Origin of the sequence: Mycobacterium sp. NPDC050041 (assembly GCF_049541695.1) — a bacterium.
Lineage (GTDB): Bacteria > Actinomycetota > Actinomycetes > Mycobacteriales > Mycobacteriaceae > Mycobacterium.
Map to the genome: position 1 here is coordinate 280030 of NZ_JBMVDG010000001.1, position 25401 is coordinate 305430.

General features: G+C 69.4%; 28 protein-coding genes. 14 read left to right on the forward strand and 14 right to left on the reverse strand.

Going from position 1 to position 25401, the window contains the following annotated elements; all coding sequences use genetic code 11:
• Window positions 1-49 precede the first annotated feature (49 nt).
• Window positions 50-514 carry a MarR family winged helix-turn-helix transcriptional regulator gene (locus ACPCHZ_RS01540; protein WP_423483119.1) on the reverse strand — a complete coding sequence of 155 codons (465 nt, stop codon included), beginning with the start codon at window positions 512-514 and terminating at the stop codon, window positions 50-52.
• 63 nt (window positions 515-577) lie between these two features.
• On the opposite strand from ACPCHZ_RS01540, the gene ACPCHZ_RS01545 reads away from it, so the two are divergent.
• The 5 genes from ACPCHZ_RS01545 (at window position 578) to ACPCHZ_RS01565 (ending at window position 5770) form a co-directional block, all read left to right on the forward strand.
• Window positions 578-2605, forward strand: a complete 2028-nt coding sequence (locus tag ACPCHZ_RS01545) for an MMPL family transporter (RefSeq protein WP_423483120.1) — start codon at window positions 578-580, stop codon at window positions 2603-2605.
• An 11-nt stretch (window positions 2606-2616) separates the two neighbouring features.
• Window positions 2617-3429: an alpha/beta fold hydrolase gene (locus ACPCHZ_RS01550; RefSeq protein WP_423483121.1), complete on the forward strand. Its 813-nt coding sequence runs from the start codon at window positions 2617-2619 to the stop codon at window positions 3427-3429.
• A 9-nt stretch (window positions 3430-3438) separates the two neighbouring features.
• Entirely contained in the window at window positions 3439-4650 is a 1212-nt protein-coding gene (locus ACPCHZ_RS01555) for a cytochrome P450 (protein WP_423483122.1), read from the forward strand.
• 18 nt (window positions 4651-4668) lie between these two features.
• Window positions 4669-4866: a ferredoxin gene (locus tag ACPCHZ_RS01560; protein ID WP_364977008.1), complete on the forward strand. Its 198-nt coding sequence runs from the start codon at window positions 4669-4671 to the stop codon at window positions 4864-4866.
• A 103-nt stretch (window positions 4867-4969) separates the two neighbouring features.
• On the forward strand, window positions 4970-5770 hold the full coding sequence (locus tag ACPCHZ_RS01565) for a hypothetical protein (RefSeq protein WP_423483123.1): 801 nt from the start codon (window positions 4970-4972) through the stop codon (window positions 5768-5770).
• A 15-nt stretch (window positions 5771-5785) separates the two neighbouring features.
• Here ACPCHZ_RS01565 and ACPCHZ_RS01570 read toward each other — a convergent pair whose 3' ends face one another.
• From ACPCHZ_RS01570 to ACPCHZ_RS01585, 4 genes are all read right to left on the reverse strand, one after another.
• A complete protein-coding gene (locus ACPCHZ_RS01570; RefSeq protein ID WP_423483124.1) occupies window positions 5786-6817 on the reverse strand; it encodes a hypothetical protein in 1032 nt (343 codons plus the stop codon).
• Window positions 6818-6880: 63 nt separating this feature from the next.
• Window positions 6881-7555 carry a hypothetical protein gene (locus tag ACPCHZ_RS01575; protein ID WP_423483125.1) on the reverse strand — a complete coding sequence of 225 codons (675 nt, stop codon included), beginning with the start codon at window positions 7553-7555 and terminating at the stop codon, window positions 6881-6883.
• Between the two features lie 18 nt (window positions 7556-7573).
• Window positions 7574-8209, reverse strand: coding sequence for a PaaI family thioesterase (locus ACPCHZ_RS01580; RefSeq protein WP_364977016.1), 636 nt, complete (start codon window positions 8207-8209; stop codon window positions 7574-7576).
• Window positions 8206-9501 carry an adenylosuccinate synthase gene (locus ACPCHZ_RS01585; RefSeq protein ID WP_423483126.1) on the reverse strand — a complete coding sequence of 432 codons (1296 nt, stop codon included), beginning with the start codon at window positions 9499-9501 and terminating at the stop codon, window positions 8206-8208. The genes ACPCHZ_RS01580 and ACPCHZ_RS01585 overlap by 4 nt, the downstream gene beginning before the upstream one ends.
• Window positions 9502-9592: 91 nt before the next feature.
• On the opposite strand from ACPCHZ_RS01585, the gene ACPCHZ_RS01590 reads away from it, so the two are divergent.
• Complete coding sequence (locus ACPCHZ_RS01590; RefSeq protein WP_423483127.1) at window positions 9593-10177, forward strand: hypothetical protein; 585 nt, start codon at window positions 9593-9595, stop codon at window positions 10175-10177.
• Window positions 10178-10187: 10 nt separating this feature from the next.
• Here the strand turns inward: ACPCHZ_RS01590 and ACPCHZ_RS01595 are convergent, their stop codons facing one another.
• Complete coding sequence (locus ACPCHZ_RS01595; protein WP_423483128.1) at window positions 10188-10658, reverse strand: DoxX family protein; 471 nt, start codon at window positions 10656-10658, stop codon at window positions 10188-10190.
• Between the two features lie 35 nt (window positions 10659-10693).
• Between ACPCHZ_RS01595 and ACPCHZ_RS01600 the strand changes: the two genes are divergently transcribed.
• Window positions 10694-11473 (forward strand): site-2 protease family protein, encoded by a 780-nt coding sequence (locus tag ACPCHZ_RS01600; protein ID WP_423483129.1) that lies wholly within the window; start codon window positions 10694-10696, stop codon window positions 11471-11473.
• Window positions 11474-11517: 44 nt separating this feature from the next.
• Window positions 11518-12420, forward strand: coding sequence for a cation diffusion facilitator family transporter (locus ACPCHZ_RS01605; protein ID WP_423483130.1), 903 nt, complete (start codon window positions 11518-11520; stop codon window positions 12418-12420).
• Window positions 12421-12440: 20 nt separating this feature from the next.
• On the opposite strand, the gene ACPCHZ_RS01610 is transcribed toward ACPCHZ_RS01605, so the two are convergent.
• Window positions 12441-12857, reverse strand: coding sequence for a DUF3151 domain-containing protein (locus tag ACPCHZ_RS01610; protein WP_364977024.1), 417 nt, complete (start codon window positions 12855-12857; stop codon window positions 12441-12443).
• 103 nt (window positions 12858-12960) lie between these two features.
• On the opposite strand from ACPCHZ_RS01610, the gene ACPCHZ_RS01615 reads away from it, so the two are divergent.
• Window positions 12961-13932, forward strand: a complete 972-nt coding sequence (locus ACPCHZ_RS01615) for a DUF4878 domain-containing protein (RefSeq protein WP_423483131.1) — start codon at window positions 12961-12963, stop codon at window positions 13930-13932.
• Here the strand turns inward: ACPCHZ_RS01615 and fbaA are convergent.
• A complete protein-coding gene (fbaA, locus tag ACPCHZ_RS01620; protein ID WP_423483132.1) occupies window positions 13929-14963 on the reverse strand; it encodes a class II fructose-bisphosphate aldolase in 1035 nt (344 codons plus the stop codon). The genes ACPCHZ_RS01615 and fbaA overlap by 4 nt on opposite strands.
• Window positions 14964-15008: 45 nt before the next feature.
• Window positions 15009-16022, reverse strand: a complete 1014-nt coding sequence (locus ACPCHZ_RS01625) for an alcohol dehydrogenase catalytic domain-containing protein (protein ID WP_423483133.1) — start codon at window positions 16020-16022, stop codon at window positions 15009-15011.
• A gap of 118 nt (window positions 16023-16140) precedes the next feature.
• On the opposite strand from ACPCHZ_RS01625, the gene ACPCHZ_RS01630 reads away from it, so the two are divergent.
• On the forward strand, window positions 16141-16848 hold the full coding sequence (locus ACPCHZ_RS01630) for a VTT domain-containing protein (RefSeq protein ID WP_364977032.1): 708 nt from the start codon (window positions 16141-16143) through the stop codon (window positions 16846-16848).
• A gap of 14 nt (window positions 16849-16862) precedes the next feature.
• On the opposite strand, the gene ACPCHZ_RS01635 is transcribed toward ACPCHZ_RS01630, so the two are convergent.
• Genes ACPCHZ_RS01635 through ACPCHZ_RS01650 form a run of 4 tightly spaced genes read right to left on the reverse strand, consistent with a single transcriptional unit; the run spans window position 16863 to window position 20839 of the window.
• A complete protein-coding gene (locus ACPCHZ_RS01635) occupies window positions 16863-17888 on the reverse strand; it encodes a zinc-dependent alcohol dehydrogenase family protein (protein WP_423483134.1) in 1026 nt (341 codons plus the stop codon).
• Window positions 17889-17931: 43 nt separating this feature from the next.
• Window positions 17932-18417 (reverse strand): (R)-mandelonitrile lyase, encoded by a 486-nt coding sequence (locus ACPCHZ_RS01640; RefSeq protein WP_423483135.1) that lies wholly within the window; start codon window positions 18415-18417, stop codon window positions 17932-17934.
• 23 nt (window positions 18418-18440) lie between these two features.
• Window positions 18441-19580, reverse strand: a complete 1140-nt coding sequence (locus ACPCHZ_RS01645; RefSeq protein WP_423483136.1) for an alpha/beta hydrolase — start codon at window positions 19578-19580, stop codon at window positions 18441-18443.
• Window positions 19581-19588: 8 nt separating this feature from the next.
• Window positions 19589-20839 carry an MFS transporter gene (locus ACPCHZ_RS01650; protein ID WP_423483137.1) on the reverse strand — a complete coding sequence of 417 codons (1251 nt, stop codon included), beginning with the start codon at window positions 20837-20839 and terminating at the stop codon, window positions 19589-19591.
• 147 nt (window positions 20840-20986) lie between these two features.
• Between ACPCHZ_RS01650 and ACPCHZ_RS01655 the strand changes: the two genes are divergently transcribed.
• Window positions 20987-21898: a helix-turn-helix transcriptional regulator gene (locus ACPCHZ_RS01655; RefSeq protein WP_423483138.1), complete on the forward strand. Its 912-nt coding sequence runs from the start codon at window positions 20987-20989 to the stop codon at window positions 21896-21898.
• A gap of 19 nt (window positions 21899-21917) precedes the next feature.
• On the opposite strand, the gene ACPCHZ_RS01660 is transcribed toward ACPCHZ_RS01655, so the two are convergent.
• On the reverse strand, window positions 21918-22811 hold the full coding sequence (locus ACPCHZ_RS01660) for a helix-turn-helix transcriptional regulator (RefSeq protein ID WP_423483139.1): 894 nt from the start codon (window positions 22809-22811) through the stop codon (window positions 21918-21920).
• Between the two features lie 101 nt (window positions 22812-22912).
• On the opposite strand from ACPCHZ_RS01660, the gene ACPCHZ_RS01665 reads away from it, so the two are divergent.
• The 3 genes from ACPCHZ_RS01665 to arr all read left to right on the forward strand — a co-directional run bounded on the left by ACPCHZ_RS01665 (window position 22913) and on the right by arr (window position 25398).
• On the forward strand, window positions 22913-23797 hold the full coding sequence (locus ACPCHZ_RS01665) for an aldo/keto reductase (RefSeq protein WP_423483140.1): 885 nt from the start codon (window positions 22913-22915) through the stop codon (window positions 23795-23797).
• Between the two features lie 2 nt (window positions 23798-23799).
• Window positions 23800-24789 (forward strand): aldo/keto reductase, encoded by a 990-nt coding sequence (locus tag ACPCHZ_RS01670; RefSeq protein WP_423483779.1) that lies wholly within the window; start codon window positions 23800-23802, stop codon window positions 24787-24789.
• A 180-nt stretch (window positions 24790-24969) separates the two neighbouring features.
• A complete protein-coding gene (gene arr, locus ACPCHZ_RS01675; RefSeq protein WP_423483141.1) occupies window positions 24970-25398 on the forward strand; it encodes an NAD(+)--rifampin ADP-ribosyltransferase in 429 nt (142 codons plus the stop codon).
• Window positions 25399-25401 lie beyond the last annotated feature (3 nt).

The window sequence follows — 25401 nt, forward strand, 5'->3', positions numbered from 1 at the left end:
CCTGCGTCACGTCAATCAGGCTGAGGCCTCACGTCGCGTGAGGGTCAAGTTAACCGTCCACCTCGCGCTGGAAGGCCAGCATCGCCTCGAGCACAGCGGCGAAGGTGCGGTGCGCGGCGGCGAGATCGCGATCGGACAGGCCGGACATGGCGCGGTGGTTGTGGTCGGCCAGCGGCGCGAAGAAACCCTTCGCCACGGCCATGCCGTGGTCGGCCACCCGCAGCAGCACCTTGCGCCGATCGGTCGGGTCCGACTCGCGTTCGAGGTGCCCCGACGCGATCATCCGCTCCACCAGGTAGGTGATGGCCGCTCCGGACAGTCCCATCCGCTGCCGCAGTTCGCCCGCGGTCAGCGGCGCGCCCGCCGTGTCGGCCACCATGACGTGCAGAAGTGCGCGGAAGTCGTTCACCGAGACGTCGTGCCGCGCCGCGAACAACCGGCCGACGCGTTCGGACTCCGCGGTGAGTGCCCGCACGTCCGCGGCGATCACCGCCTCCAGCTCCGTCCGGTCCACCCCGACAGCGTAACCGCTATTCGTTCACTTGATTAATATTTCAGTTTCTGAAATATTCGAACGATGTCCGGTCGCTTCTCCTGGGTGCTCGCCCTCATCGTCGTCGCGTTCTCCGGTGCGCTGCTCGGTCTGGTCGGCAGCGGGGATTCCGGCAGCCAGTCGCCCGTGTCCGTGCCGTCCGACGCGGAGTCGGCGCGCGTCACCGCCCTGCGCGCAGACTTCCCCGACGGCGACCTGGTGCCTGCCGTCCTCGTCGTCACCCGCACCGACGGGACCGCCCTGACGGCCGCAGACGTCGACGCCACCGAACAGGCGCGCCAACGCATGCTGGCCGTCGCCCGGACCGACGGCGCCGCGGGCCCGCCGGTGGTGGTGTCCGATGACGACCTCGCCGCGGTGACCACCGTGCCGCTGAGCGGCGACCTGTCCGGATTCGCCCTCAACGACGCCGTGAAGGGACTGCGGACCGCCGCCACCGACGGCCTGCCCGCCGACCTGCGGGCCGAGGTCACCGGCGGCCCGGCGTTCGGGGCCGACATCGCCAACTCCTTCGCCGGCGCGAACATCACCCTGCTCGCGGTGACCGCGGCGGTGGTGGCCGTGCTGCTGATCGTCACCTACCGGTCGCCGGTGCTGTTCCTGGTGCCCCTGGCCGTCATCGGCTTCGCCGACCGGGTGGCCGCCGTGGCGGGCACCGCCGTCGCCGAAGCCCTCGGCATGAGCCCCGACGGTTCGACCTCCGGGATCACCAGTGTGCTGGTGTTCGGAGCGGGCACGAACTACGCGCTGCTGCTGATCTCGCGCTACCGCGAAGAACTCGGCCGCGAGGAAGACCACCGCAACGCGCTGCGGGTCGCGGTGCGCAGCGCAGGCCCGGCGATCGTCGCGAGCAACGCCACCGTGGTGCTGGCCCTGCTGACGCTGGTGTTCGCGTCCGCACCGAGCACCCGCAGCCTCGGCGTGCAGGCCGCGTCCGGTCTGGTGGTGGCCGCGGTGTTCGTGCTGCTGGTGCTGCCACCGCTGCTGCGCCTGTTCGGCAAGCGCCTGTTCTGGCCGTTCATCCCCCGCACCGGCGCGACGCCGCTCACCGACAGCGGTGTCTGGCACCGGATCGCCGACGCGGTGGCGCGCCGTCCGGGCCGCGTCGCGGTGGTGTCGATCGCTGCGCTGGCGTTGCTGTGCACCGGCCTGCTGAGCACCCCGCTCGGGCTGTCGCAGACCGAGCAGTTCCGGGTCCAGGCCGAATCGGTCACGGGCTACCAGCGGTTGGCCGACCACTTCCCCGGCGGCCTCACCGATCCCACCCGGGTGATCGGCCCGACGGCGCGGGCCGCGGCGCTTCAACGGGCCATCGACGACACCGACGGCGTGGTGTCGGTGAGTCCTGCCGGCCAGTCGCCGTCGGGTCTGACGCAGTGGTCGGTGGTGCTCGACGCCGAACCGGCCTCCGAGCAGGCCTTCGACATCGTCGACCGGCTGCGTGATTCGGTGCACGAAGCGGATCCCGCGGCGCTGGTCGGCGGATCGGACGCGCAGGCCCGCGACATCGGCGCCGCCGCCACGCGCGACCGACTGGTGGTGATCCCGGCGATCCTGGCGGTCGTGCTGCTCGTGCTGTACGCGCTGCTGCGTTCGGCGCTGGCGCCGCTCGTCCTGGTGGCGGTGACCGTGCTGTCGGCACTCGCCGCGATCGGCCTCGGCGGCTGGGCCAGCGTGCACCTGTTCGGCTTTCCCGCGCTGGACAACTCCACGCCGCTGTTCGCGTTCCTGTTCCTGGTGGCACTCGGCGTGGACTACACGATCTTCCTCGTCACCCGTGCCCGCGAGGAGACGCCCGAACACGGCACCCGGCAGGGCATCGTGCGCGCGGTGTCCGCGACCGGCGCCGTGATCACCAGCGCAGGCATCGTGCTGGCCGCGGTGTTCTGCGTGCTGGGCGTGCTGCCGCTGATCGTGCTGACCCAGGTCGGCATCATCGTCGGGCTCGGCATCCTGTTGGACACGTTCCTGGTGCGCACTGTGATCATCCCCGCGTTGTTCACCCTGATCGGACCGCGCATCTGGTGGCCCGCGCTGCGGCCGGACCGCTAGCGTCACACGGTGTGCAGGAACGCCTGATCGACACCGCACTCGGCCGGCTTCGGACGACGGTAGGCGGCGCGCAGTCCGGCGACACCATCGTGTTCTGGCCCAGCCTGCTGATGACCGGTGACATGTGGTCGGCTCAGGCGGCGCACTTCGGCACCGGGCACCGCGTCGTGCTGGTCGACCCGCCCGGCCACGGCGGAAGCGCAAAGCTCACGGCGACATTCACATTCGAGGAATGCGCGCGCTGCGTCGTCGACATCCTCGACGCCGTCGGTGCGCCGAGGGCACACTTCGTCGGCAACTCGTGGGGCGGGATGATCGGCGCCACCTTCGCCGCCCGCCATCCGGACCGGATCGGACGCGCGGTGCTGATGAATTGCACGGCCTCGGCCGCAGGCGGCAGGCAGCGGCTCGAATACGGGCTGCTACTGAGAATGGCGGGCCTGCTGCGCGGCATCCGGCCGCCCCTGACCAGGTCGGTGCTCAAGGCGTTTCTCGGACCCACCACGCTGCGGACCCGGCCCGACGTGGTCGCCTACGTGCGGGACGCCGTTCAACGCGTCGACGTGGACTCGGCCCGGTGGGCGGTGCGCTCGGTGGTGCCGATGCGCCCGGACCAGCGCGCGCTGCTGGCCGACGTCAGGACGCCGGTGCTGGTGGTCGCCGGCGCCGAGGACGCGACGTTCCGGGTCCCCGAGACCGCCGCCATGGCCGACGCCATCCCGGGTTCGGTGTTCGTCGTGCTCGACGGTGTCGCCCACCTGGCGGCACTGGAGAATCCGACCCTCGTCAACACGCTGACCGGGGACTTCCTCGCCCGCGGGTAGCGTCGTGACATGACCGACGTCGAGGCGGAGCCGCTGCCGCCGTTGCACATGCGCCGCAACGACTTCGATCCCACCCCCGAACTGCGGGAGATCCGCGAGTCCACGGGTGTGCGGGTCGCCAAGAGTGCCTTCGGCATGGACGTCTACCTGGTCACCCGCCACGAGGACGCCAAGGCGGTGCTGTCGGATCACCAGCGCTTCTCCAACGGGCGACCGCCCGGCTTCGTGATCCCGGGCGCGCCGGTGCTCTCGGAGGACGAACAGCAGCGCAACCGTTCGGGGAATCTGCTCGGCCTCGACCCGCCCGACCACCAGCGGCTGCGCCGGATGCTCACCCCCGAGTTCACCATCCGGCGGATCAAGCGGCTCGAACCGCGCATCGTCGCGATCGTCGACGAACACCTCGACGCAATGGAAAAGGCTGGCGCGCCAACAGATCTCGTTGAAGGATTCGCGCTGCCGATCCCGTCGCTGGTGATCTGCGAGCTGCTCGGCGTGCCGTACGAGGACCGCGCCGACTTCCAGCGCCGGTCGGCACGCCAGCTGGACCTGTCCATCCCGATCGCCGACCGGTTCGAGCTGCAGCGGCAGAGCCGCGACTACATGCAGTCGCTGGTCACCCGGGCGCGGGTGGAGCCCGGCGATGACATCCTCGGCATGCTGGTGCGCGAGCACGGCGACGAGCTGACCGACGACGAACTCGTCGGCGTGGCGAGCCTGCTGCTGTTGGCGGGCCACGAGACCACGTCGAACATGCTCGGGCTGGGCACCCTTGCCCTACTGCGGCATCCCGAGCAGCTGGCGGCGGTGCGCGACGATCCCGATGCGGTGGCGCCCGCGGTCGAGGAGCTGCTGCGCTGGCTGTCCATCGTGCACAGTGCCATCCCCCGTATCACCACCACCGACGTGGAAGTTGCGGGGGTGCACATCCCGGCCGGCCAGCTGGTGTTCGTGTCGCTGCCGACGGGCAACCGGGACCCGCACTTCGTCGACGCACCCGAGAGGCTCGACATCTCCCGCGGCGCGATGGGGCACCTGGCCTTCGGCCACGGCGTGCACCACTGTCTCGGCGCACCGCTGGCCCGGATGGAGATGCGGATCGCCTTCCCCGCGTTGCTGCGCCGCTTCCCGCGGCTCGCGCTCGCCGAACCGTTCGAGGATGTGCAGTTCCGGTCGTTCCACTTCATCTACGGACTACGGTCGCTGGCAGTGAGTTGGTAGCAGGGTGGTGATGAGCGGATGAGGGTCGAAGCCGAACAGGACGCGTGCATCGCGTCGGGAAACTGCGTCATGGTCGCCGACGCGGTGTTCGACCAGGACGACGACGGCATCGTCGAGGTGATCGTCGACGAGGTGCCCGCCGGCGAGGAGGACCACGCCCGCGAGGCCGTCAAGCTGTGCCCGGCCTCGGCGCTGCGGATCGCCGCGGAGGATTAGCGCCCGAGCCCGGCAGTAATTGGGATCGGTAGCCCGGGTCCCCCTCTGTACTTGTCCCACGACGGCCGACACGGCCGAGGACGAGACCACCGAGGAGCACCCGATGAACGCCGCCGACAACCTCGACACCGCAGCCCACACCGGCGCGGTCGACCACGAGACCATCCGGTCCGCCGATCTCGCGGTGCTCTCCGCCGAGAGCACGCAGGCGTCCGCGTGGTCGAACGCGCTCGCCGACCTCCACGGCCCGATCGACGACTCGATCGACGACCAGGACCCGATCGACGGCGAGGCCCGGCCCGGCCGGTCGAAGGCGTTCAGCAACGGCGTGGTGGCAGCGGCGATGGCGGGTGCCGTCGGCGCATTCGCGGTTCTCGGCGTGGTCGTCTCGCAGTACTACGCCGAGCCGCATCCGCCGGCGCCCGTGGCGGTGACACCCGGCGCGGTGGTCGTGCCCGCGACCCCGGCCGCGGCGCCGACCGCTCCGTCGGTTGCCGCCGTCCCAACCGTGGTCAAGGCACCCGCGAACCACCAGCCCGTTCCGGTCCGCGTCGGCAACAACCGCCCGGCGGTCCCGGTCAAGGCTCCGGTGCGTCCGGCGCCCGTCGCGGCTCCCGCCGCCGCACCGGCCGCACCCGCACCAGCGCCCGCCCCGGCTGTCGTGCCGGCCCCAGTCGTCGTCCTCAACATCCCGGTGCCGCAGCTGCCGCCGCTGCCGCAGGCTTCCGCTCCTGTGGATCCGGCTCCGGCCGCTCCCGCCGACCCGGCGCCGGCAGACCCCGCCCCCGCCGCCGAACCGGCTCCTGCACCGGCCGACCCGCCCGCCGAGCCGGTGTTGCAGCCGCTGGCGCCGCTCGCGCCGCCGGTTCTCGACCCGGCGCCGGTGGTGCAGCTGGCACCGTGAGGTGGGGGCCGGGCGTCAGTTCTTCCTGTCGAACCGCTGGCGTTGCCGGACGCCGTAGGCCGCCGACTTCACGGCTTCGTCATCCTCCATCCCGGACCCGAGCGCACCACCCAGGGTCGCGATGGCAGCCACCAGCCACGCCAGCAGCAACAGGGTCGACAGGTCGACGGGATGGCCGATGTTCTGAGCGATCAACCCCGGCGGGATGGTCCACCACGCGGTCACCAACAACAGCAGGAACAGCGCGACATGGAAGATGGCGACGCCGAGTGTCAGCGTGACGACGGTCGCTGCGTTGTACAACCTCGCGCGTTCCCGTTCATCGGCCGACTGAGGGCGTTCCCACAGCTCGTGGTCCAGGATCAGCCAGGCGATCATTGCGGCGCTCGCGAGTATCGTCGCCGCGATCATCCGCCACGGGCCCATGGTGTCGGACAACTGCCAGATCGTCGGATAGGCAAGGCTCACCGCCCCGGTGGCGAACGCCGCCATCATCACCTTGGACATGCCGGAGACCAACCGCCACGGGCGGTTCGCGTAGACCATCCCGGAGAGAAGCCGTAACCGTGACAGCGCAGACGGCGCAGAGTAGCGCACCACGCCGTCTTTCTCAGTGCGAGTCAGTCGCTTCGCCGAGCCGTCCAGCTCGCCGGACTGCAGTACCTCGGCCACCACCGTCCTCGCCATCGCACGTACGCGGTGATCGAGGCGTACGCCGCCCATCGCGGGAATAGAGATCACCGCGAACCGGTGCTGCACGCTGATGTCGGCGATCGTCGGCGTCGTCCCCACGCGCCGGGCGAGGTCCGTCAAATAGACGACGATGTCCGCGTCCTCACCCGCCGGGTCGATGGTGCGGACCAGATCAGGGACGCCATCGTGCTCGTCGATCGCGTACGCCTCGCGGCGCGTGGACACGTCCCACCCGCGCTTGGCAGAGCTCCCTTCGGGCAGCACTTCCGGGAGCGATTCAGATAGACGTTCGGCCATTGCCGCCGGTGCACCTGGATCGGCGATGAGAAGAATTGATGATGTGACCCCAGACATCTAATAACGCCTACCCACGACGGATTCCGTCAAACGCGATCTTGTCCGAGCGGTCGCCGGCGGCTAACGCCGCTCGCCCGCCTCGTGGTCGCCCCAGTGCACCACGCCGGCGCGGGCCAGCAGCAGCACGCTGACGAGCAGCACCCACACCGGGAACGCCAGCACCAGCCACGCGCTCACATCGCCGGCGAGCAGCAGCGCCACCGCGACCAGGTAGGTGGCGTACACCAGCGGACGCGGCATGAGCCCGGTGCGCAGCCAGATCGTCGCCAGCGAGACCATGAACACCGCCGCCATCCGCACGCCGTAGGTCTTGCTCAGCGCGTTGAGCAGTGTCTGCCCGAACGCCACCACCTCGGCGTGCACCGCGGAATTCTCCGACACCACCCTGGTGGCGATCAGGCCCTCGCCGACCGCCACGGTGGTGAACATCATCGCCAGGAACAGCAGTCCGCTGCCGATGAACACGCTCGCGAAGAACTTGTCCTCGTAGCGGCCGAGGCCGTCGCGGACGACGCCGATGAACCACAGGAAGGCGATGCCCGCGAACGGCATCAGCACCGACGCCCACCGCAGCCGGCCACTGGCCCCATCGACCCACTGCGAGCCCGGCGCGCCACCGTCGGGCAGTGCGGTACGGATGAGAATCAGTGCGGCGCCGAACAACAGCGCGAACAACACCCCCGCCACTGCCGCGGCCCTGGGCGTCGAAAGCCTGCGCAGATTTTGTTCGACCACGCGGTCATGGTGTCACGCTCAGGGCTGTCCGGGCAGCAATCTGATCATCAGGCCGTTCGCCTCGGCAAGCAGATTCCCCTCGGGATCGCGCATCTCGGCGTTGACGAACGATTTGCGGCCCTGTGCCTCGCGGACCCAGCCCCGCACGGTCAGCGTGGTGTCGATCGGCGTCACCTTGCGGTAGTCGACGTGCAGGAACCCGGTGCGACTGATCGGCCTGCCGGTGGCGTGGATGACCATCCCGAACACCGAGTCGAACATCAGCGGCAGCACCCCGCCGTGCACCGCGTAGTTGCCGCCGACGTGAAAGCGACTGAACTGCACGGTCAGCTCCACGGCTTCGGCGTCGAACTTCGTCACCCGGTACGGCGCCATCAGCAGGCTGCCCGCGCCCGGCAGCTCGGGCACCCGGTTGGCCGGGCCGACGCCCTCGGCGGCCTCGAACGGGTCGAGCAGCGCGACGAGCGCCTCGACGTGCTCAGCGGCCTTCTCCCACGTCTCGGTGTCCGGGGCGGCCGACACCGCCAGATCCTGGGCGCGGCGCATCGCGGTCAGGAACCGCGCGAAGCCGGGGCCGGGGTCCGCCCGTTCGAAGTTGGGAAACCCGCCGTGCCTGTCGTATTCGGGATCGACAAGCCGCGGGTCGTCTGTCATTTGGCCGCCAGGATGTCGCGGCGCACAATCGTCTGCTCACGCCCGGGACCGACGCCGATACACGAAACATGGGCTCCGGCAAGTTCTTCAAGCCGAAGCACGTAGTCGCGGGCCTTGGCGGGCAGGTCGTCGAACTCGCGCGCGGTGGAGATGTCCTCCCACCAGCCCGGCAGTTCCTCGTAGATCGGCTCGGCGATCGCGATGTCGGACTGCGTCATCGGCATGTCGTCGGTGCGCTTGCCGTTCACCCGGTAACCCACACACACCGGCACGGTCTCCAGGCTGGACAGCACGTCGAGCTTGGTCAGGAAGTAGTCGGTGATCCCGTTGACGCGGGTGGCGTAGCGGGCGATCACCGCGTCGAACCAACCGCAGCGCCGCGGCCGTCCGGTGGTGACCCCGACCTCGCCGCCGGTCTTGGCCAGATAGGCGCCGTACTCGTCGAACAGTTCGGTGGGGAACGGGCCCGATCCGACGCGGGTGGTGTAGGCCTTGAGGATGCCCAGCACCGTGGTGATGCGGGTGGGCCCGATCCCCGATCCGACCGACGCCCCACCGGCCGTCGGATTCGACGACGTGACAAAGGGATACGTGCCGTGGTCGACGTCGAGCAGGGTGCCCTGCGAACCCTCGAGCAGCACCGTCTCACCGCGTTCGAGGGCCGCGTTGAGCAGCAACCGGGCGTCGGCGATGCGGTGGGTGAACCCCTCGGCCTGCGCCAGCAGATTGTCCACCACCTCGGCGGCGTCGAGAGCCTTGCGGTTGTAGATCTTCACCAGCATCTGGTTCTTGAGTTCCAGTGCCACCTCGATCTTCTCGGTCAGCTGGTGGGGGTCGAGCACGTCGGCGACGCGGATGCCGATGCGGGCGATCTTGTCCTGGTAACAGGGCCCGATGCCGCGGCCGGTGGTGCCGATCTTCTTGCTGCCGGCGTACCGCTCGACCACCTTGTCGATCGCCACGTGATAGGGCATCAGCAGGTGCGCGTCGGCCGAGATGAGCAGCCGGTCGGTGTCGACACCGCGGTCTTCGAGCCCGCGCAGTTCGGTGAGGAGCACGCCGGGGTCGACGACGACGCCGTTGCCGATCACGTTCGTCACGCCGGGCGTCAGGATCCCCGACGGGATCAGGTGCAGCGCGAAGTTCTCGCCGGTGGGCAGCACCACGGTGTGGCCGGCGTTGTTGCCGCCCTGGTACCGCACGACCCACTGGACGCGCCCACCGAGCAGATCGGTGGCCTTTCCTTTGCCCTCGTCGCCCCACTGGGCGCCGATGAGCACGATTGCCGGCATGGCTTCTCCGCTTCAGTGCGTGAAAATGACGTGTGCAGCCGGTGAGCTACCTTATCCGACCGGACACATACCCGTTTGCGAGGAGCTTTCCTTGACCACCACCGACGTCGCGGTGCTGCGCTGCGGCGACCGGCCGGCGCCGCGGCCGCTGCGGATGCTGCCGACGGTCGATCTCGACGGGGTCGACCGGTGCAGGCGGGTGGTCGTGGCCGGGGACGCCGCACAGCTGGCCGCCGTGCTGACCCGGCTGCTGCGCGCCGACCGGCTCGACGTCGAGGTCGCCGTCGCAGGCCGGTTCGGGGCGAGGCGGGCAGTGACCGCGCCGGCGAGGCAGGTGCCGCTGATCCGCGACGACACCGGAACCGCGCTGGTCGGGGCGGCATCCTGGACGGGCTCCCCGGAGGGCACACCGCTGACGGGCGAGGCCGTCGTCGACGACACCGTGCTCTTCGACGGCGACGTACACGGTGTGCGGATCGAACCGACGGCGTCACTGCCGGGTCTGCGTGCCGCGGTGCTCTCGCCGCGCGGGCGGCCGCGCGGTTGGGTCTCGGGGCGCGCCGTGCAGCTCGGCACCCCGGCGGCGACGCTGACCCGCGACGGCGTCGCGGCGCCGCGGCCGGTGAAGCGCTCGACGTTCTACCGGCACACCACGGGCTGGCTGCGCGTCGGCTGACCCGCCGCCTCTAGCGCGACCTGGGCACCGCCGTCGACCACAGCGCCCACGCCACCAGCACCGGCTGGAACACCAGCCGCACCAGGCGCTTGCGGTCGGAGTCCAGGCCGAAGGCGTCGCGCTTGCCGAGGTACTGCGCGATGTTCCCGGGGAACACCGCGACGAAGAACGCCGCCAGCAGCCGCCCGACGAGCACCCGGTCGCGTCGCAGCACGGCCAGCCCGGCCCCGAGCATGATCTCCACGGCGCCGGACGCCACCACCACGCCGTCGGTGTCGATCGGCGCGGTCTTCGTCACCCAGTCGGGCACCTGGGCCTGGAAGTCCTTGCGTCCCCAGAAGAGGTGGCTCAGCCCGGCGAACACCATCGCGCCCGCGAGCAGCAGCCGGGCCGCCGTGCGCAGTGGCGTGGACGGCGGCGGGCCTGCCGGGACCGGCGGCGGCAGCGCAGGAGGTGGCGCGGGAGGAGCGATCGTCGTCATGGGTCCTTCTTACCGAAGATCGGTAGCGTCGAATCGTGAGCATTCGTTCGCCGCGCCAGTCGGTGCGGCCCAGCCCGGTCTTCCTGGCCATCGTCGCGCTCACCGCGGCGGGCGGTGTGCTGGCGTGGCTGGCCGCCGACACCGTGAAGCCGCTGGCCTATGCGGGCGTGTTCGTGTTCGTGATCTCCGGCTGGCTGGTGTCGCTGTGCCTGCACGAGTTCGGGCACGCCTTCACTGCGTGGCGGTTCGGCGACAAGAGCGTCGAGATGCGCGGGTACCTCACGCTGAACCCGCTGAAGTACACCCATCCGCTGCTGTCGCTGGGCCTGCCGGTGCTGTTCATCGCGCTCGGCGGCATCGGGCTGCCTGGCGGTGCGGTCTACCTGCGCACGTCGTGGATGACGGCCCGGCAGAAGACGCTGGTCAGCCTGGCCGGGCCCGCGGCCAACGTGGCGCTCGCCATCCTGCTGCTGACGTCGACCCGGCTGCTGTACGACCCCGCGCACGCGGTGTTCTGGGCGGGCATGGCGTTCCTGGGCTTCCTGCAGGTGACGGGTGCGCTGCTCAACCTGCTGCCGGTGCCCGGGCTGGACGGCTACGGCGCGTTGGAGCCGCACCTGAGCCCGGACACGCAGCGGTCGCTGGAGCCCGTCAAGGGCTGGGGCTTCCTCATCCTGCTGGTGCTGCTGCTGGTGCCCGAGCTCAACCAGTGGTTCTTCGGCGGGGTGTACTGGCTCTTCGAGCTCTCGGGTGTGCCGTCGGGGCTGAGTGCGGTCGGCAACCAGCTGACGCGCTTCTGGTCGGCCTGGCTGTAGGGGAACCCTTGCGATATATGCGTCTTTACGCATAGATTGCTGGGATGGGCGCCGGGCACGACCACAGTCACGGCGGGGGCGACACCCGGGTGAGCCGGATGATCATCGCCGCCGCGATCCTGTCCGCGTTCTTCGTCCTCGAACTCGTCACCGCGCTGTGGATCGACTCGATCGCGCTGCTGGCCGACGCCGGGCACATGCTGACCGACCTCGTCGCGATGTTCATGGGGCTGACGGCGGTGCTGCTCGCCCGGCACGGCAGCGCGTCGCCGGCGCGCACCTACGGCTGGCACCGCGCGGAGGTGTTCACCGCCGTCGCCAACGCCGTCCTGCTGCTCGGCGTGGCCGTGTTCATCCTCTACGAGGCGTTCGAGCGGCTCGGTGACGCACCCGAGGTGCCGGGCGTCCCGCTGATCGTGGTCGCGCTCGCCGGCCTGCTCGCCAATGCGGTGGTGGTGCTGCTGCTGCGCTCCCAGTCCGAGCAGAGCCTGGCCGTCAAGGGCGCCTACATGGAGGTGGTGGCGGACACCGTCGGCAGCATCGGGGTGCTGATCGCCGGCATCGTCACCGTCACCACCAGCTGGCCCTACGCCGACGTGGTGGTCGCGGTGTTCGTCGCGCTGTGGGTGTTGCCGCGGGCGATCGCACTGGCCCGGGCCGCCCTGCGCATCCTGTCGGAGTCCTCACCCCAGCACATCGACGTCGAGGAACTGCGCTCGGCGCTCTGCGCGGTCGACGGCGTCACCGAGGTGCACGACCTGCATGTGTGGACCCTGGTGCCCGGCAAGGACATGGTCACCGCACACCTGACGTCGGAGGCCGACTCGGCCCGGGTGCTCGACGACGCCCGCGCGGTGCTGACCGCTCGTGGACTCGACCACGCGACCGTGCAGGTGGAGCCGCCGGCGGGCGCTGCGGACTGCAACTGCGAGAACAGCAACTGGTAGCCGCGGCCGGCGCCGTGAGGTCAGGCCAGCCCGAACTCGCCGCGCGCCGAGGGATCGCAGTCGTCGAGCAGATCCAGGCAGCGGGCGTACTCGTCGGTCTCGCCGATGGTGTCGGCGGCCTTGGCCAGCGCCGCCACACAGCGCAGGAAGCCGCGGTTGGGCTCGTGCCGGAACGGCACCGGGCCGAAGCCCTTCCAGCCGTTGCGGCGCAGCTGGTCCAGGCCACGGTGATAGCCCGTCCTGGCGTAGGCGTAGGCCGCGACCGCCTGGTCGGCGGCCAAGGCCTGTTCGGCCAGTGTCGCCCACGCCACCGACGCCGAGGGATGCGCGGCGGCGACGATGGACGGATTCTCGCCGGCGTCCAGTTCGGCCTCGGCCTCGCTGTCTCCGGGCAGCAGCACCGGCTCCGGTCCCAGGAGGTCGCCCATCCGCGTCATGAGGCCATTGTGCCGTGCGGTTCGGCGTGGCACTCCAGCGCACCACCCGAGCCGGGTCGATAAGCTTCCGGCGTAGGACGCGCGGAGGAGGAAAGCAGCAGGGATGTCGAACCCACCAGGGCCGCAACGAGGCGAAGAGCCGACCGAGCCGACGGCCGACGCGCAGGAGCAGACTCCGACGGCCGAATCCGGAGAATCGGAGCCGACCCCCGAGTACGCCGCCGAGACCGAGGTCATCGACGTCCAGCAGGCGGACGGCGGGCACGAGCCGGCCACCGAGGCGATCGCGTCGACGCCGCGGGAACCCGAACCTCACGACGCCGAACCCGAGGACGCAGTCCTGGTGCCGGTCGAGCACGATCACGAACCGGCGACCGAGGTCTTCGCCTCCACCTCGCAGCCCACCGATCCGCAGGCCGAGTCGCAGGCGGGCGAGCGTCGGTTCACCGCGCCGTCCGGTTTCGACGCGGGCACCACGCAGAAGATCGACAGCCCGCAGGAGCCGGCCACCGAGGTGTTCGCGACATCCGCAGCTCCGGCAGGCGGCGACTCGGCGGGTCAGCCGAAAGCGGCCACCCCGCAACTCATCCCGCCACGCGGCGAGCAGCCGCGGCCACCGCAGCCCACGAAGAAGCGCAGCTGGGGCTGGGTCGCGGCCGTCGTGCTGGTGATCGCCGCGCTGGCGGCCATCGCGATCCTCGGCACGTTGCTGCTGACCCGCGGCTCGGACGGTGGGGTGTCGCAGGAGGAACAGGTCCGCACGACCATCCAGAACTACGACACCGCCATGCAGAAGGGCGACCTCGCGACGTTGCGCAGCATCACCTGCGGCGCCACCCGCGACAGCTACGTCAAGTACAACGACCGGACGTGGGCCGACACCCACGCCCGGGTGTCGGCGGCCAAGCAGTATCCCGTCGTCGCGAGCATCGACCAGGTGGTGGTCAACGGTGATCACGCCGAGGCCAACGTCACCACCTTCATGGCGTTCGCGCCGCAGACCCGCTCGACGCGGAGTTTCGACCTGCAGTTCCGCGACGACCAGTGGAAGATCTGCCAAGCGCCCGCCAACTAGGCGGTGACCGACTTGCCGTCGCTGTGCAGGTCTCGGCAGGCCTCGACGACGCGCTCCGACATCGACGCCTCGGCCTTCTTCAGGTAGCTGCGCGGGTCGTAGACCTTCTTGTTGCCCACCTCGCCGTCGACCTTGAGCACACCGTCGTAGTTGGTGAACATGTGCGCGGCGACCGACCGGGTGAACGCGTACTGCATGTCGGTGTCGACGTTCATCTTCACCACGCCGTACTTCAGCGAGTCCTCGATCTCCGACTTCAGCGAGCCCGAGCCGCCGTGGAAGACGAAGTCGAAAGGCGTTGCGTCGGAACCGAGTCCGAGCTTCGCGGCGGCCACCCGCTGTCCTTCGGCGAGCACCTCTGGCTTGAGCTTGACGTTGCCCGGCTTGTACACGCCGTGCACGTTGCCGAAGGTGGCGGCCAGCAGGTACTTCCCGTGCTCGCCGGACCCGAGTGCATCGACGGTCTTCTCGAAGTCCTCGGCTGAGGTGTAGAGCTTGTCGTTGATCTCGGCCTCGACGCCGTCCTCCTCGCCGCCGACCACGCCGATCTCGATCTCCAGCACGATCTTCGCGGCGACGGCCTGGGCGAGCAGTTCCCGCGCGATCGACAGGTTCTCGTCGATCGGCACCGCCGACCCGTCCCACATGTGCGACTGGAACAGCGGGTTGCGACCGGCCGCCACCCGTTCGGCGGAGATCGCCAGCAGCGGGCGGACGTAGGTGTCCAGCTTGTCCTTCGGACAGTGGTCGGTGTGCAGTGCGACGGTCACCGGGTAGCGCTCGGCGACCACGTGCGCGAACTCCGCCAGCGCGACGGCGCCGGTCACCATGTCCTTCACACCGAGGCCGGATGCGAATTCCGCTCCGCCGGTGGAGAACTGGATGATGCCGTCACTGCCCGCGTCGGCGAAGCCCTTGATCGCCGCGTTGACGGTCTCCGACGACGTGCAGTTGATGGCGGGGAAAGCGAACGAGTTCTCTTTGGCGCGGCCGAGCATCTCGGCGTACACCTCGGGCGTGGCGATCGGCATGGGAGCCAGTATGCGCCGATCGGGCCGGCGTCACATGGCGAGTCGTCACATGGTCAGGACCATGCGGTAGCGCGCGCGCCCCTCGTCCATCGCCGCGTACGCCTCGGCGGCCTCGGCCAGCGGCCGCTCCTCGATCATCGCCCGCACGCCGGACTGCACCGCGAAGTGCATGGTCTCCTCGACGTCGCGCGCGGTGCCCGACGGATGGCCGGTCACGCTGAGCCCGGGGGTGATCAGCTGCATCGGGCTGATCGGCAGCGGGTCGGCGGTGACGCCGACGATGACCAGCTCACCCTGCGGGGCGAGTCCGCCGACGGTGTCGGCCATGGCCTTCGAGTTCGCCGCCGTGGCGAGCACCACCGCGGCCCCGCCCAGCTTCTGCAGCGCCTCGCCGACGTCACCGGCGGTGGAGTCGACGTAGTGGTGCGCGCCGAGGGCCTTGGCGTCGTCGGCCTTGCCTGCGCCGCGGGCGATCGCGACGGTCTCGAAGCCCATCGCCCTGGCCCACTGCACACCGAGGTGGCCGAGCCCGCCGATGCCGAGCACCGCGACCAGGTCGCCGGCGACGGCCCGGGTCTGCCGCAGCGCGTTGAAGGTGGTCACCCCGGCGCAGCCCATCGGGGCGGCCTCGGCGAACGACAGCTCGTCGGGGATGCGGGCGAGCGCGGTCGCCGGGACGGTGATCGACTCTGCATAGCCACCGGGATAGCTCAGGCTGGGTATCTGGCCCCGCTCGCACTGCATGAAGAAGCCCTTACGACAGGGAACGCAGCGGTTGCAGTTGCCGCCGAACCAGCCGACCGCCACCCGGTCGCCCACCTCGAAGCCCTCGACGCCGTCGCCCAGTTCGGCGATCGTGCCCGCCACTTCGTGACCCGGGGTGAGCGGCCACGTCATACCGGGGAAGGCGCCGTTGACGAAGGCGTGGTCGGTGCCGCAGACACCGCACGCGGCGACGTCGATGCGGACGTGGTCGCGCCCGGGGGCGGTGGTCTCGACGTCGACGAGGGTCAGCTTCTCGCCGACCGCGGCCAGTTGGGCGGCGGAGTGGGTAGCCATGAATACAACCCTAGCTATGCGAATAGCTTGATGGATTGCCGTTAGCAGGAAGTTCACCGGCCCGGGCCGCGCGGCTGAATTTCGGGACGCCGTGGCCGCGCCGGTATCTTGGGGTGCCATGACCACCCCGACCACCCATCTGGCGCTGATGCCCGAATTCCTGGATCCGATGACCCTGCTCGGGTACTTCGGCACCTGGGCGCTCGTCGGACTGCTGGTGGTGATCTTCGTCGAGTCCGGGGTGCTGTTCCCGATCCTGCCGGGCGACTCGCTGCTCTTCGTGGCAGGAATGCTGGCCGCAGGCACCGCCGCCGCGGCCGAACAGGGCAAAGAGGTGCCCGACTTCCAGCTCTGGCAGCTGCTGGTGTTCATCCCGATCGCGGCCATCCTGGGTGGTCAGGTCGGCTACTGGATCGGCCGCAACCTCGGCACCGCGATGTTCAAACCGGACGCGCGCTTCCTCAAGCAGCGCTACCTCGACGAGGCGCACCTGTTCTTCGAGCAGCGCGGACCGTTCGCGATCGTGATGGCCCGGTTCGTGCCCATCGTGCGGACGCTCGCCCCGCTGACCGCGGGCGCCGCCAGGATGAGCTATCCGGTGTTCGCGCTGTACAACATCCTCGGTGCGGTGGTGTGGGGCGTCGGCCTGACGCTGCTCGGCTTCTGGCTCGGCCAGTTCGAGATCATCCAGAAGCTGCTGGAGCCGATCTTCATCGCGATCGTGCTGGCGTCGGTGCTGCCGATGCTGATCGAGTTCATCAAGCGGCGCCGCGCGGCCCGCCGCGCCGGAATCCCGGCCCCGCCGATCGAGCCGGCCGCCGACTAGGCCGATCCGACCGGTCAGCAGGTGAGCAGCACCTTGACCGCCCGGCGTTCGTCCATGGCCCGGTACCCGTCGGCGGCCTGGTCGAGGGGCAGGGACAGGTCGAACACCCTGCCTGGATCGATCGTCCGATCCCAGATCAGCTGGATCAGCTCGGGAAGGAATCGGCGCACCGGCGCCGGGCCGCCGTGCAGATGCACCGCGGAGAAGAACAGCTCATCGGCGGGCAGTGTGACACCGTCGTGGGCGACCCCGACGTAGCCGACGTGTGCGCCGGGCCGGGCGGACCGGATCGCTTGCAACATCGACTCCTGGGTGCCGACGGCCTCGATGACGCTGTGGGCGCCGAGCCCGTCGGTGAGTTGCCTGACCCTGGCGACTCCTTCGTCGCCACGTTCTTCGACGATGTCGGTGGCACCGTAGAAGCGCGCCAGTTCCTGCCGTTGGGGGTGTCGCGACATGGCGATGATGCGCTCGGCGCCGAGCTGCCTGGCGGCCAGCACGCCCATCAGGCCCACCGCGCCGTCACCGACGACGGCCACCGTCTTGCCGGGCCCCGCCTCGGCGGCCACGGCGGCGAACCAACCGGTGCCGAGCACGTCGGAGGCCGCCAACAGCGAGGGAATCAGTTCGGGGTCGGGGTGGCCGGGTGTGGCGACCAGGGTGCCGTCGGCAAGGGGGATGCGGGCGCGTTCGGTCTGGGTGCCGATCGCCGCGCCCATGAGTACGGCGTGCACGCAGCGACTCTGATATCCGGCGCGGCAGATCTCGCAGGTGTTGTCGGACGCGAAGAAGGACCCGACGACGAAGTCTCCGACGCCGAGGGTCCTCACCGCGCTGCCGATCTCCTCGACGACGCCGACGTACTCATGTCCCATGACCTGATGGTCGGCGGATTCGACGCCGCGATACGGCCACAGATCCGAGCCGCAGATGCAGGTTGCGGCGACCCGGATGATCGCGTCGGTCGCCTCGATGATCTCCGGGTCGTCCCGGTTTTCGACCCGTACATCGCCGGGGGTGTGCATCACTACGCCACGCATGGCGATCCCTTCCTCTCGTGAACTGTCGTCGATGGCCGGTCGGTCATCCGTGGTACTGCTCGTCGGTGACGTGTTCCATCCAGTCGACGGGACGCCCGTCGACGGTGGCCTGGACGGCGATGTGGGTCATCTCCGTGTCCTGCTGGGCGCCGTGCCAGTGCTTCACGCCGGGCTCGGTCCAGATCACGTCGCCGGAGTTGATCGGTTGCCTGGGACCGCCCCACTGCTGCACCCAACCGGTGCCCGAGGTGACGATGAGCGTCTGTCCGCCGGGATGGGTGTGCCATGCCGTTCGTGCGCACGGGCTGAAGGTCACCTCGGCCGCGCCGAATGTGCGGGCGCCGTTCGGGTTGAACAGCGGCTTCACCCCGACCTGACCGGTGAAGTTCTCGGCGGGCCCCGCTGCGGTCGGCCGCTCCTGATCGGTTGAGATCTGGATGCCGTCGTCGGCGCCGGCGGGGCCTGCCTTCGCCAGGGTCAACGAGGTGGCCGCAGCCAGCAGGGCAGTCATCGCCAGGATCGGCTTCATCTGTGTCGTCCTCTCATATGTCCTCATGCAGGGGAAAGGTTGGTCCGGAAGAACGTGGTCAGCGCCTCGAAGGGGATGAGGTCGACCCGGTCGTACAGGTCGACATGCCCGGCTCCGGGAACGAGCACCAACTGCTTGGGTTCGGCGGCCAGCCGGTAGGCGTCCTCGCTGAACTCGCGCGAATGGGCCTGGTCACCGGAGATGAACAGCATGGGTCGAGGCGAGATGGTCTCGATGTCGGCGAACGGGTAGAAGTTCATGAATTTGACGTTGCTGGTCAGCGTGGGGTGGGTGCTGGTGTCGGGGCTGTGTCCGCGTGCGGTGCGGTAGAAGTCGTAGAACTCGCGGTCGATCGGCGACGACGCTGCGGACAGCTCCTCAGGTGTGCCGCCGGTGAATTCCGTCGGCGCACCGGTGAATTCGGCGTCGCGCTGCTGTGCGGCCTGTGCGAGCACCTCCCGGCGCTGTTCGAGGCTGACGGCGTTGCGCAGCCCGTCGCGGTTGGCGGCGCCCATGTCGTACATGCTGACCGTGGCGACGGCCTTGATGCGCGGATCGATCTTCGCGGCGCTGATGACGAAGCTGCCGCTGCCGCAGATGCCCAGAGCGCCGATGCGTTCGCGGTCGACGAACGGTTGGGTGCGCAGGTAATCGACGGCCGCGCTGAAGTCTTCGGCGTAGATGTCCGGCGACACGGCATTGCGTGGCAGGCCGTCACTTTCACCCCAGAACGACAGATCCAAGGACATCGTGACGAATCCTTGCTCGGCCATCTTGGTGGCGTACAGGTTGGCGCTCTGCTCCTTGACCGCTCCCATCGGGTGACCGACGACCATCGCGGCAGCGCTGGCGTCCGGCGCCATGTTCTTGGGGACGAACAGATTTCCCACCACGTTCATCTGATACTGATTCTTGAACGTGACCTTCTGGACCGTCACCTGGTCGCTGCTGTAGAAGTTGTCCGCGCCTCGGCCGATGTCGCCGGGGGGCAGATCCGGCGTTGCGGCCGCGGGCACCGGGGGTGCAGGTGAGCCGCCCGGCTGGGAGGCCGTGCAACCGGCAGCGGCCAGAATCGCCACCACCGATGCGGCAACGGTCAGTCCGCGGCGGCCGAAGCCCCTGTGGTTCTGCGCTTCACGGTCCTGATTGACGTCGATCGTCATGTTCACTCCTAACGTTGATATTCGAATCGCCTGTCCGGCAATGACTTCGGCGTGCGGTTGAAGTGCCGACCATGTCCGGCCCGGCGGTGGGCGACGGCCAGAATCGTCAGCGGCATCAGTGCGGAACCGGTGATCAGCGCACCGAGGACGGCCGGTCCGGTCAGTCCCAGCGGTGTCGAGAGCATGGCGCCCGCGAGTGCGGATCCGCCTGCGGTGCCCATGTTGAACGCGGCAGTGGCCAGCGACGAGGCCAGGGTCGAACCACCGCCGGCGTGACGGAGGACCTGGGCGATCAACACCGGGTTGGCGCCGAGCCCGAACGCGCCGAGCAGCACCACGAGAATCACCGCGATCGTCGTATGGCCGGCTGCGGCCGCAAGAGTCAGCATCGCCGCTGCCGATGACGCCGTCGCCAGGGCGATGACGGCCAGCGGATGACGGTCTCCGAAGCGACCCCCGACGGCGGTGCCGACCAGTGCGCCGATCCCCAACCCCGCCAGCACGACGGGCACCAGCGCCTCCGGGACCCCGGAACGACCGGTCAACAACGGGCTGATGAAACTGTAGGTGCCAAGGAAACCGGCCTGGGCCAACACGATCGCCGCCAGCGACGCCCACACCCGCCAGGGCCGGATCGCCTCGACCTCACTCCGGACGGACAGCTCGGCGGATCGGTCGCCGTTCGTGGCGGGTGCCAGTCGCTGCACCGCGACAGCCACGACCACCGACAGGCCGGCCAGAAGCCAGAACGGACCCCGCCACCCCGTGAGCAGGCCGGCGAAGGTGCCCAGCGGCACACCTGCCACCACAGCCAGACTCAAGCCGCCCGACATCACTGCCAGCGCTCGCGCACCGGCCGTGGGGCCGGCCGCCGCGGTGGCCACCACCGCTCCGACCGCCCAGAACGTCCCGGTGGCCAGCGCGGTGATGACGCGCGCAACGGTCAGCACGGCGAAGGACTCGCTGACCGCCGCCACCGCATGCCCGACGGCAAACACGATCAGTGCACCGACCAGGGTGGCGCGCGCAGGCATCCGCAGCGTGGCCAACGCCATGACCGGCGGACCGACGATCATGCCGACCGCGAACGCGGTGATGAGCAGTCCCGCCTTGGCGACACTGATGCCGAGGTCGGCGGCCACCTCGGGGAGAACGCCGGCGAGCATGAATTCAGTTGTGCCCATCAGGAAGATTCCTGCTGCCAGGACGTACACCAACAGCGGCAATCGGGTGCTGCCGTCGCTGCGAGCGGGGTTCATGGCGGGTTCGACTCCTCGGTTTCCGGGGTGATGCTCGACTTCTTCCGATGACCACGAAACCCGTTCTCATAGGCCGGTAACAGGTTCGGCTGTTCCATGTACTGACAGGGCACCCCTGACCGCGTCGTGACTGCCTACCCTGGGCTCATGGACAGCAGGAGCGACATCCGGGAGTTCTTCGTGACCCGGCGCGCCAGGATCTCCCCTGAGCGCGTCAACCTGCCGTCTTACGGCACCCGCCGCGTGCCCGGGCTGCGCCGCGAAGAAGTGGCCGCGCTGGCCGGGGTGAGCGTGGACTACTACAACCGCCTCGAACGGGGCAACCTCGCCGGGGTGTCGGAGACGGTGCTCGAGGCGATCGCCAACGCCCTGCAGCTGGACGAGGCCGAACGGCTGCACCTGCACCGCTTGGCCCGCGCCGCCAATTCCTCACCGCGCAGCAGGGCGGCAGGCGTGAAACGACCACGCCTGAGCCCCAGCATCCAGCGGGTGCTCGACGGAATGACCGGGGTGGCCTCGATCGTGCGGAACGGCCGCATGGATCTGCTGGCCGCCAACATGCTGGGCCGGGCGCTCTACTCACCGGCCTACGACGCCGAACCCGAAGTCCCGAACCTCGCCCGTTTCGCATTCATGGATCCCGCGGCGCGCGATTTCTACCCCGACTGGGACGGCGCGGCCAACGTCGCGGTCGCTCTGCTCCGCACCGAGGCCGGCCGGACTCCCGGTAATGCCGCGTTGTCCGCCCTCGTCGGGGAGCTGTCGACCCAGTCGGATGAGTTCCGCCAACGCTGGGCGACACACAACGTCCGCACGCACTACAGCGGCACCAAGACCTTCCGTCACCCCTCCGTCGGAGAGCTGGAGCTGGCCTATGACGTCATGGACATCCCTGGGGGCGCGGGCCTTTCGCTGACTGCATACACCGCCGAACCGGCATCGAAGTCCGCCGACAACCTCACGCTCCTGGCCAGCTGGGCGGCGACCGACAGCGGCGACTCCGATGTCCCGCCGAGGCTCCGGTCGACGCGCGCCCGACCCGAGGGTGAGACACAGTAGGACCGTCGCCGGCCGCGCCTCATCCTTTGGTTGCGGCCCGTTCCGTGGCGAGGCCGTCCTGGCTGGCCGCCCACGAAGCGAGCAGTTTGAGGCCGTCGGCGGTGGGCGTGTCCGCAGGCGCCGTGTAGACGTTGAGCTGAAGACCGGGGTCGGCGGGCAGCGGCATCGCCTCGAAGTCCAGATCGAGCTGACCGACGACGGGGTGGCGCAACCGCTTTCGCCCGGATCGGTGGAAGCGGACATCCTGAGAAGCCCACTGCTTCCGGAAGAGCTCGCTGCGGGTCGACAACTCACCGACCAAGGCGATCAGGTCCTCGTCGTGCGGGTTCTGACCCGCTTCGAGGCGAAGCATCGCGGCCGCATCGCGGGCGATCTTGTCGTAGTCGACGAAGAACTGCTCGGCAGCCTCGCAATTCAAGTACACGAACCGCGCGGTGTTCGCGGGCCGGCGCGGGTCGGCGAGCACCGGCGCGTAGAGCGCGCGGGCCAGTTGGTTCATCGCGAGCACGTCGTGGCGCCCGTTGCGGATCCAGGCGGGCGCGTCGCCGATGGCATCGAGGACCTGCTGCAGGGCGGGCCGGACGGTCCCCGGCGTCCTGCGCTTGCGACGACTGCTCCCGGTCCCGGACTGCCTGGCGAGCGCATAGAGGTGCTCACGCTCCGCCTCGTCGAGTTGCAGCGCGGATGCCAGCGCGTCCAGCACGCCCTCCGACGCGCCGGCCAGACTGCCGCGCTCCATGCGCACGTAGTAGTCGACCGACACCCCCGCCAGCATCGCGACCTCTTCGCGCCGCAGTCCCTTGACCCGGCGGTTGCCGCCGTAGGCCGGGAGTCCCGCCTGTTCTGGGCTGATGCGCGCACGCCGTGAGCTGAGGAATTCACGGACCTCGCTGCGCAGGTCGATCGCGGTCATGGCTCCACCGTAGGCAGGCGCAGAGGCGGCTGGGAGGTACTGCCGGTACCCCGCTGATCAGGCACTCCCAGACGCCGTCGGCGACGCCTAGCGTCGATGACATGAGCCTCCCCACCTTCACCCTCAACAACGGCGTCGAGATTCCCGTGCTGGGCTTCGGCGTCTTCCAGACCGCGCCGGACGAGACCATCGCCGCCGTCGAGACGGCGCTGCAGACCGGATACCGGCACATCGACACCGCGGCGGCGTACGGCAACGAGCGCGAGGTCGGCGAAGCGATCCGCCGGTCCGGCCTGGCCCGCGACGACATCTTCATCGAGACCAAGGTCTGGATCACCGACTTCGGCTACGACGCCACGCTGCACGCCTTCGACAAGGCCGTCGGCAAGCTGGGCGTCGAGCAGCTCGACCTGCTGATCCTGCACCAGGCGCTGCCGGGCGAGTTCGAACTGACCATCGGTGCGTACAAAGCGCTGGAGAAGCTCTACGCCGACGGCAAGGTCCGCGCGATCGGCGTCTCCAACTTCATGCCGCCCCACTTGGAGAAGCTGCGGGCCGAAACGGAGGTGGTGCCTGCGGTCAACCAGATCGAGATCCATCCCTACTTCCGGCAGTCGGAGTTGCTCGCGTTCGACGACGAACACGGCATCCTCAACCAGGCCTGGGCGCCGATCGGCGGCATCACCTTCTACCGCGAGGGCCCGCACACCTCGACCCTCGACAACCCGGTCATCGGCGAGATCGCGGCTTCGCACTCGAAGACACCGGCTCAGGTGATGTTGCGGTGGCATCTGCAGCAGGGCCGCCAGGTGATTCCGAAGTCGGTGACGCCGTCACGGATCGCCGAGAACTTCGACGTCTTCGACTTCGACCTGAACACCGAGCAGTTGGCCGCCATCGACGCGCTGGACACCGGTGTGCGCGGCGGCCCGGAGCCCGAGGACGTCACCCGCGAGAACTACGGCATCAAGATCCCGGAGGCATGAGCATGCACACCCGCACACTTGGCCAGGGACTTCGCGTTTCGGCGGTAGGGCTCGGCGCCATGGGGATGTCGCAGAGTTACGGGCCCAACCCCGGTGACCGCGACGACATGATCGGCGTACTGCGCTATGCGGTCGAAGAAGCGGGGGTGACGTTCTTCGACACCGCCGAGGTCTACGGGCCCTACGTCAACGAGGAACTCGTCGGCGAGGCGTTGGCGCCGCTGCGCGAACGGGTGGTGATCGCCACCAAGTTCGGCTGGAACATCCAGGACGGCAAGATGGTCGGCACCGACTCGCGCCCGGAACAGATCAGGCGCGTCGCCGACGCGTCGCTGCGCCGCCTCCGGACTGACGTCATCGACCTGTTCTACCAGCATCGGGTCGACCCGAATGTGCCGATCGAGGACGTCGCCGGCACGGTCGCGGACCTGGTGCAGGCGGGAAAGGCGCGGCACTTCGGGCTGTCGGAGGCGGGGGCCGCCACCATCCGGCGCGCCCACGCCGTGCATCCCGTCACGGCGGTGCAGAGCGAATACTCGCTGTGGACCCGGGATCCCGAGCCGGACGTGCTGCCCACATGCGCGGAACTGGGCATCGGGTTCGTCCCGTTCAGCCCGCTCGGCAAGGGGTTTCTCACTGGAACCGTCTCGCAGACAACGGACTTCGCCACCGGTGACGTCAGGGCGACGATCCCGCGGTTCACCGCGGAGAACATTGCCGCGAATGAGGCGCTGGTGACCCAGGTGCGCACGCTCGCTGAGGCCAAGGGCGCCGCGCCGGGGCAGATCGCCCTGGCCTGGCTACTCGCCCAGCAGCCGTGGATCGTGCCCATCCCCGGCACCCGCCGCCGTAGCCGCATCGACGAGAACGCAGGTGCCACAGAGATTGCGCTGTCGGCCGATGACGTCGCGGGGCTCGATGTCCTGGCCGCACGGGTCGGCGTGCAAGGCGACCGATACAACCCGGCCGGCATGGCGATGGTCGGCCTCTGAACAGTCATCCGAGTGTGAACGTCACGACGATTTGCGGCGAAATTCGCCGCCAGATTCACACTCGCGGAAGCGCGTCGCGCCTCTTCCCACTCTCACTTTAAGGCAGGGGTGGGGGCTTGCCGCAAGGCCCCGTTCGTGCTGCACAATCCTCCGGCCAGTAACGATCTACGGGGGTTGAGAGTGACGAACACGCCGAAACCGTTCGAGGTTCACCCGACGGGCGCGTACCTGCACGGCACCAGGGCCGACCTGTCGGTGGGTGATCTCCTGGTGCCCGGGCGCGAATCGAATTACGAGGCGGGACGGATCATGAATCACGTCTACGTGACGCAGACGCTCGACGCCGCGGTGTGGGGGGCCGAGATGGCGGCCGGCGAAGGCCGGTGCCGCATCTACATCGTGGAACCGGAAGGCGAACTGGAGGACGACCCGAACGTCACGGACAAGAAGCTGCCCGGCAATCCGACCCGCTCCTACCGCACCCGTGAGCCGGTGAAGATCGTCGGCGAACTGACCGACTGGGTGGGCCACTCAGCCGAGCAGTTGCAGTCCATGCGCGATGGCCTCGCCGACTTGAGGCGCAAGGGGCTCGACGTCATCTACGACTAGGGC

Excerpts from the sequence above, each read along its gene's own strand:
- ACPCHZ_RS01545 (WP_423483120.1), top strand. The coding sequence starts at position 578 with ATGTCCGGTCGCTTCTCCTGGGTGCTCGCCCTCATCGTCGTCGCGTTC.
- ACPCHZ_RS01555 (WP_423483122.1), top strand. The coding sequence starts at position 3,439 with ATGACCGACGTCGAGGCGGAGCCGCTGCCGCCGTTGCACATGCGCCGC.
- ACPCHZ_RS01560 (WP_364977008.1), top strand. The coding sequence starts at position 4,669 with ATGAGGGTCGAAGCCGAACAGGACGCGTGCATCGCGTCGGGAAACTGC.
- ACPCHZ_RS01565 (WP_423483123.1), top strand. The coding sequence starts at position 4,970 with ATGAACGCCGCCGACAACCTCGACACCGCAGCCCACACCGGCGCGGTC.
- ACPCHZ_RS01570 (WP_423483124.1), bottom strand. The coding sequence starts at position 6,817 with ATGTCTGGGGTCACATCATCAATTCTTCTCATCGCCGATCCAGGTGCA.
- ACPCHZ_RS01580 (WP_364977016.1), bottom strand. The coding sequence starts at position 8,209 with ATGACAGACGACCCGCGGCTTGTCGATCCCGAATACGACAGGCACGGC.
- ACPCHZ_RS01585 (WP_423483126.1), bottom strand. The coding sequence starts at position 9,501 with ATGCCGGCAATCGTGCTCATCGGCGCCCAGTGGGGCGACGAGGGCAAA.
- ACPCHZ_RS01595 (WP_423483128.1), bottom strand. The coding sequence starts at position 10,658 with ATGACGACGATCGCTCCTCCCGCGCCACCTCCTGCGCTGCCGCCGCCG.
- ACPCHZ_RS01605 (WP_423483130.1), top strand. The coding sequence starts at position 11,518 with ATGGGCGCCGGGCACGACCACAGTCACGGCGGGGGCGACACCCGGGTG.
- ACPCHZ_RS01610 (WP_364977024.1), bottom strand. The coding sequence starts at position 12,857 with ATGACGCGGATGGGCGACCTCCTGGGACCGGAGCCGGTGCTGCTGCCC.
- ACPCHZ_RS01615 (WP_423483131.1), top strand. The coding sequence starts at position 12,961 with ATGTCGAACCCACCAGGGCCGCAACGAGGCGAAGAGCCGACCGAGCCG.
- fbaA (WP_423483132.1), bottom strand. The coding sequence starts at position 14,963 with ATGCCGATCGCCACGCCCGAGGTGTACGCCGAGATGCTCGGCCGCGCC.
- ACPCHZ_RS01625 (WP_423483133.1), bottom strand. The coding sequence starts at position 16,022 with ATGGCTACCCACTCCGCCGCCCAACTGGCCGCGGTCGGCGAGAAGCTG.
- ACPCHZ_RS01630 (WP_364977032.1), top strand. The coding sequence starts at position 16,141 with ATGACCACCCCGACCACCCATCTGGCGCTGATGCCCGAATTCCTGGAT.
- ACPCHZ_RS01635 (WP_423483134.1), bottom strand. The coding sequence starts at position 17,888 with ATGCGTGGCGTAGTGATGCACACCCCCGGCGATGTACGGGTCGAAAAC.
- ACPCHZ_RS01640 (WP_423483135.1), bottom strand. The coding sequence starts at position 18,417 with ATGAAGCCGATCCTGGCGATGACTGCCCTGCTGGCTGCGGCCACCTCG.
- ACPCHZ_RS01645 (WP_423483136.1), bottom strand. The coding sequence starts at position 19,580 with ATGACGATCGACGTCAATCAGGACCGTGAAGCGCAGAACCACAGGGGC.
- ACPCHZ_RS01650 (WP_423483137.1), bottom strand. The coding sequence starts at position 20,839 with ATGAACCCCGCTCGCAGCGACGGCAGCACCCGATTGCCGCTGTTGGTG.
- ACPCHZ_RS01655 (WP_423483138.1), top strand. The coding sequence starts at position 20,987 with ATGGACAGCAGGAGCGACATCCGGGAGTTCTTCGTGACCCGGCGCGCC.
- ACPCHZ_RS01660 (WP_423483139.1), bottom strand. The coding sequence starts at position 22,811 with ATGACCGCGATCGACCTGCGCAGCGAGGTCCGTGAATTCCTCAGCTCA.
- ACPCHZ_RS01665 (WP_423483140.1), top strand. The coding sequence starts at position 22,913 with ATGAGCCTCCCCACCTTCACCCTCAACAACGGCGTCGAGATTCCCGTG.
- ACPCHZ_RS01670 (WP_423483779.1), top strand. The coding sequence starts at position 23,800 with ATGCACACCCGCACACTTGGCCAGGGACTTCGCGTTTCGGCGGTAGGG.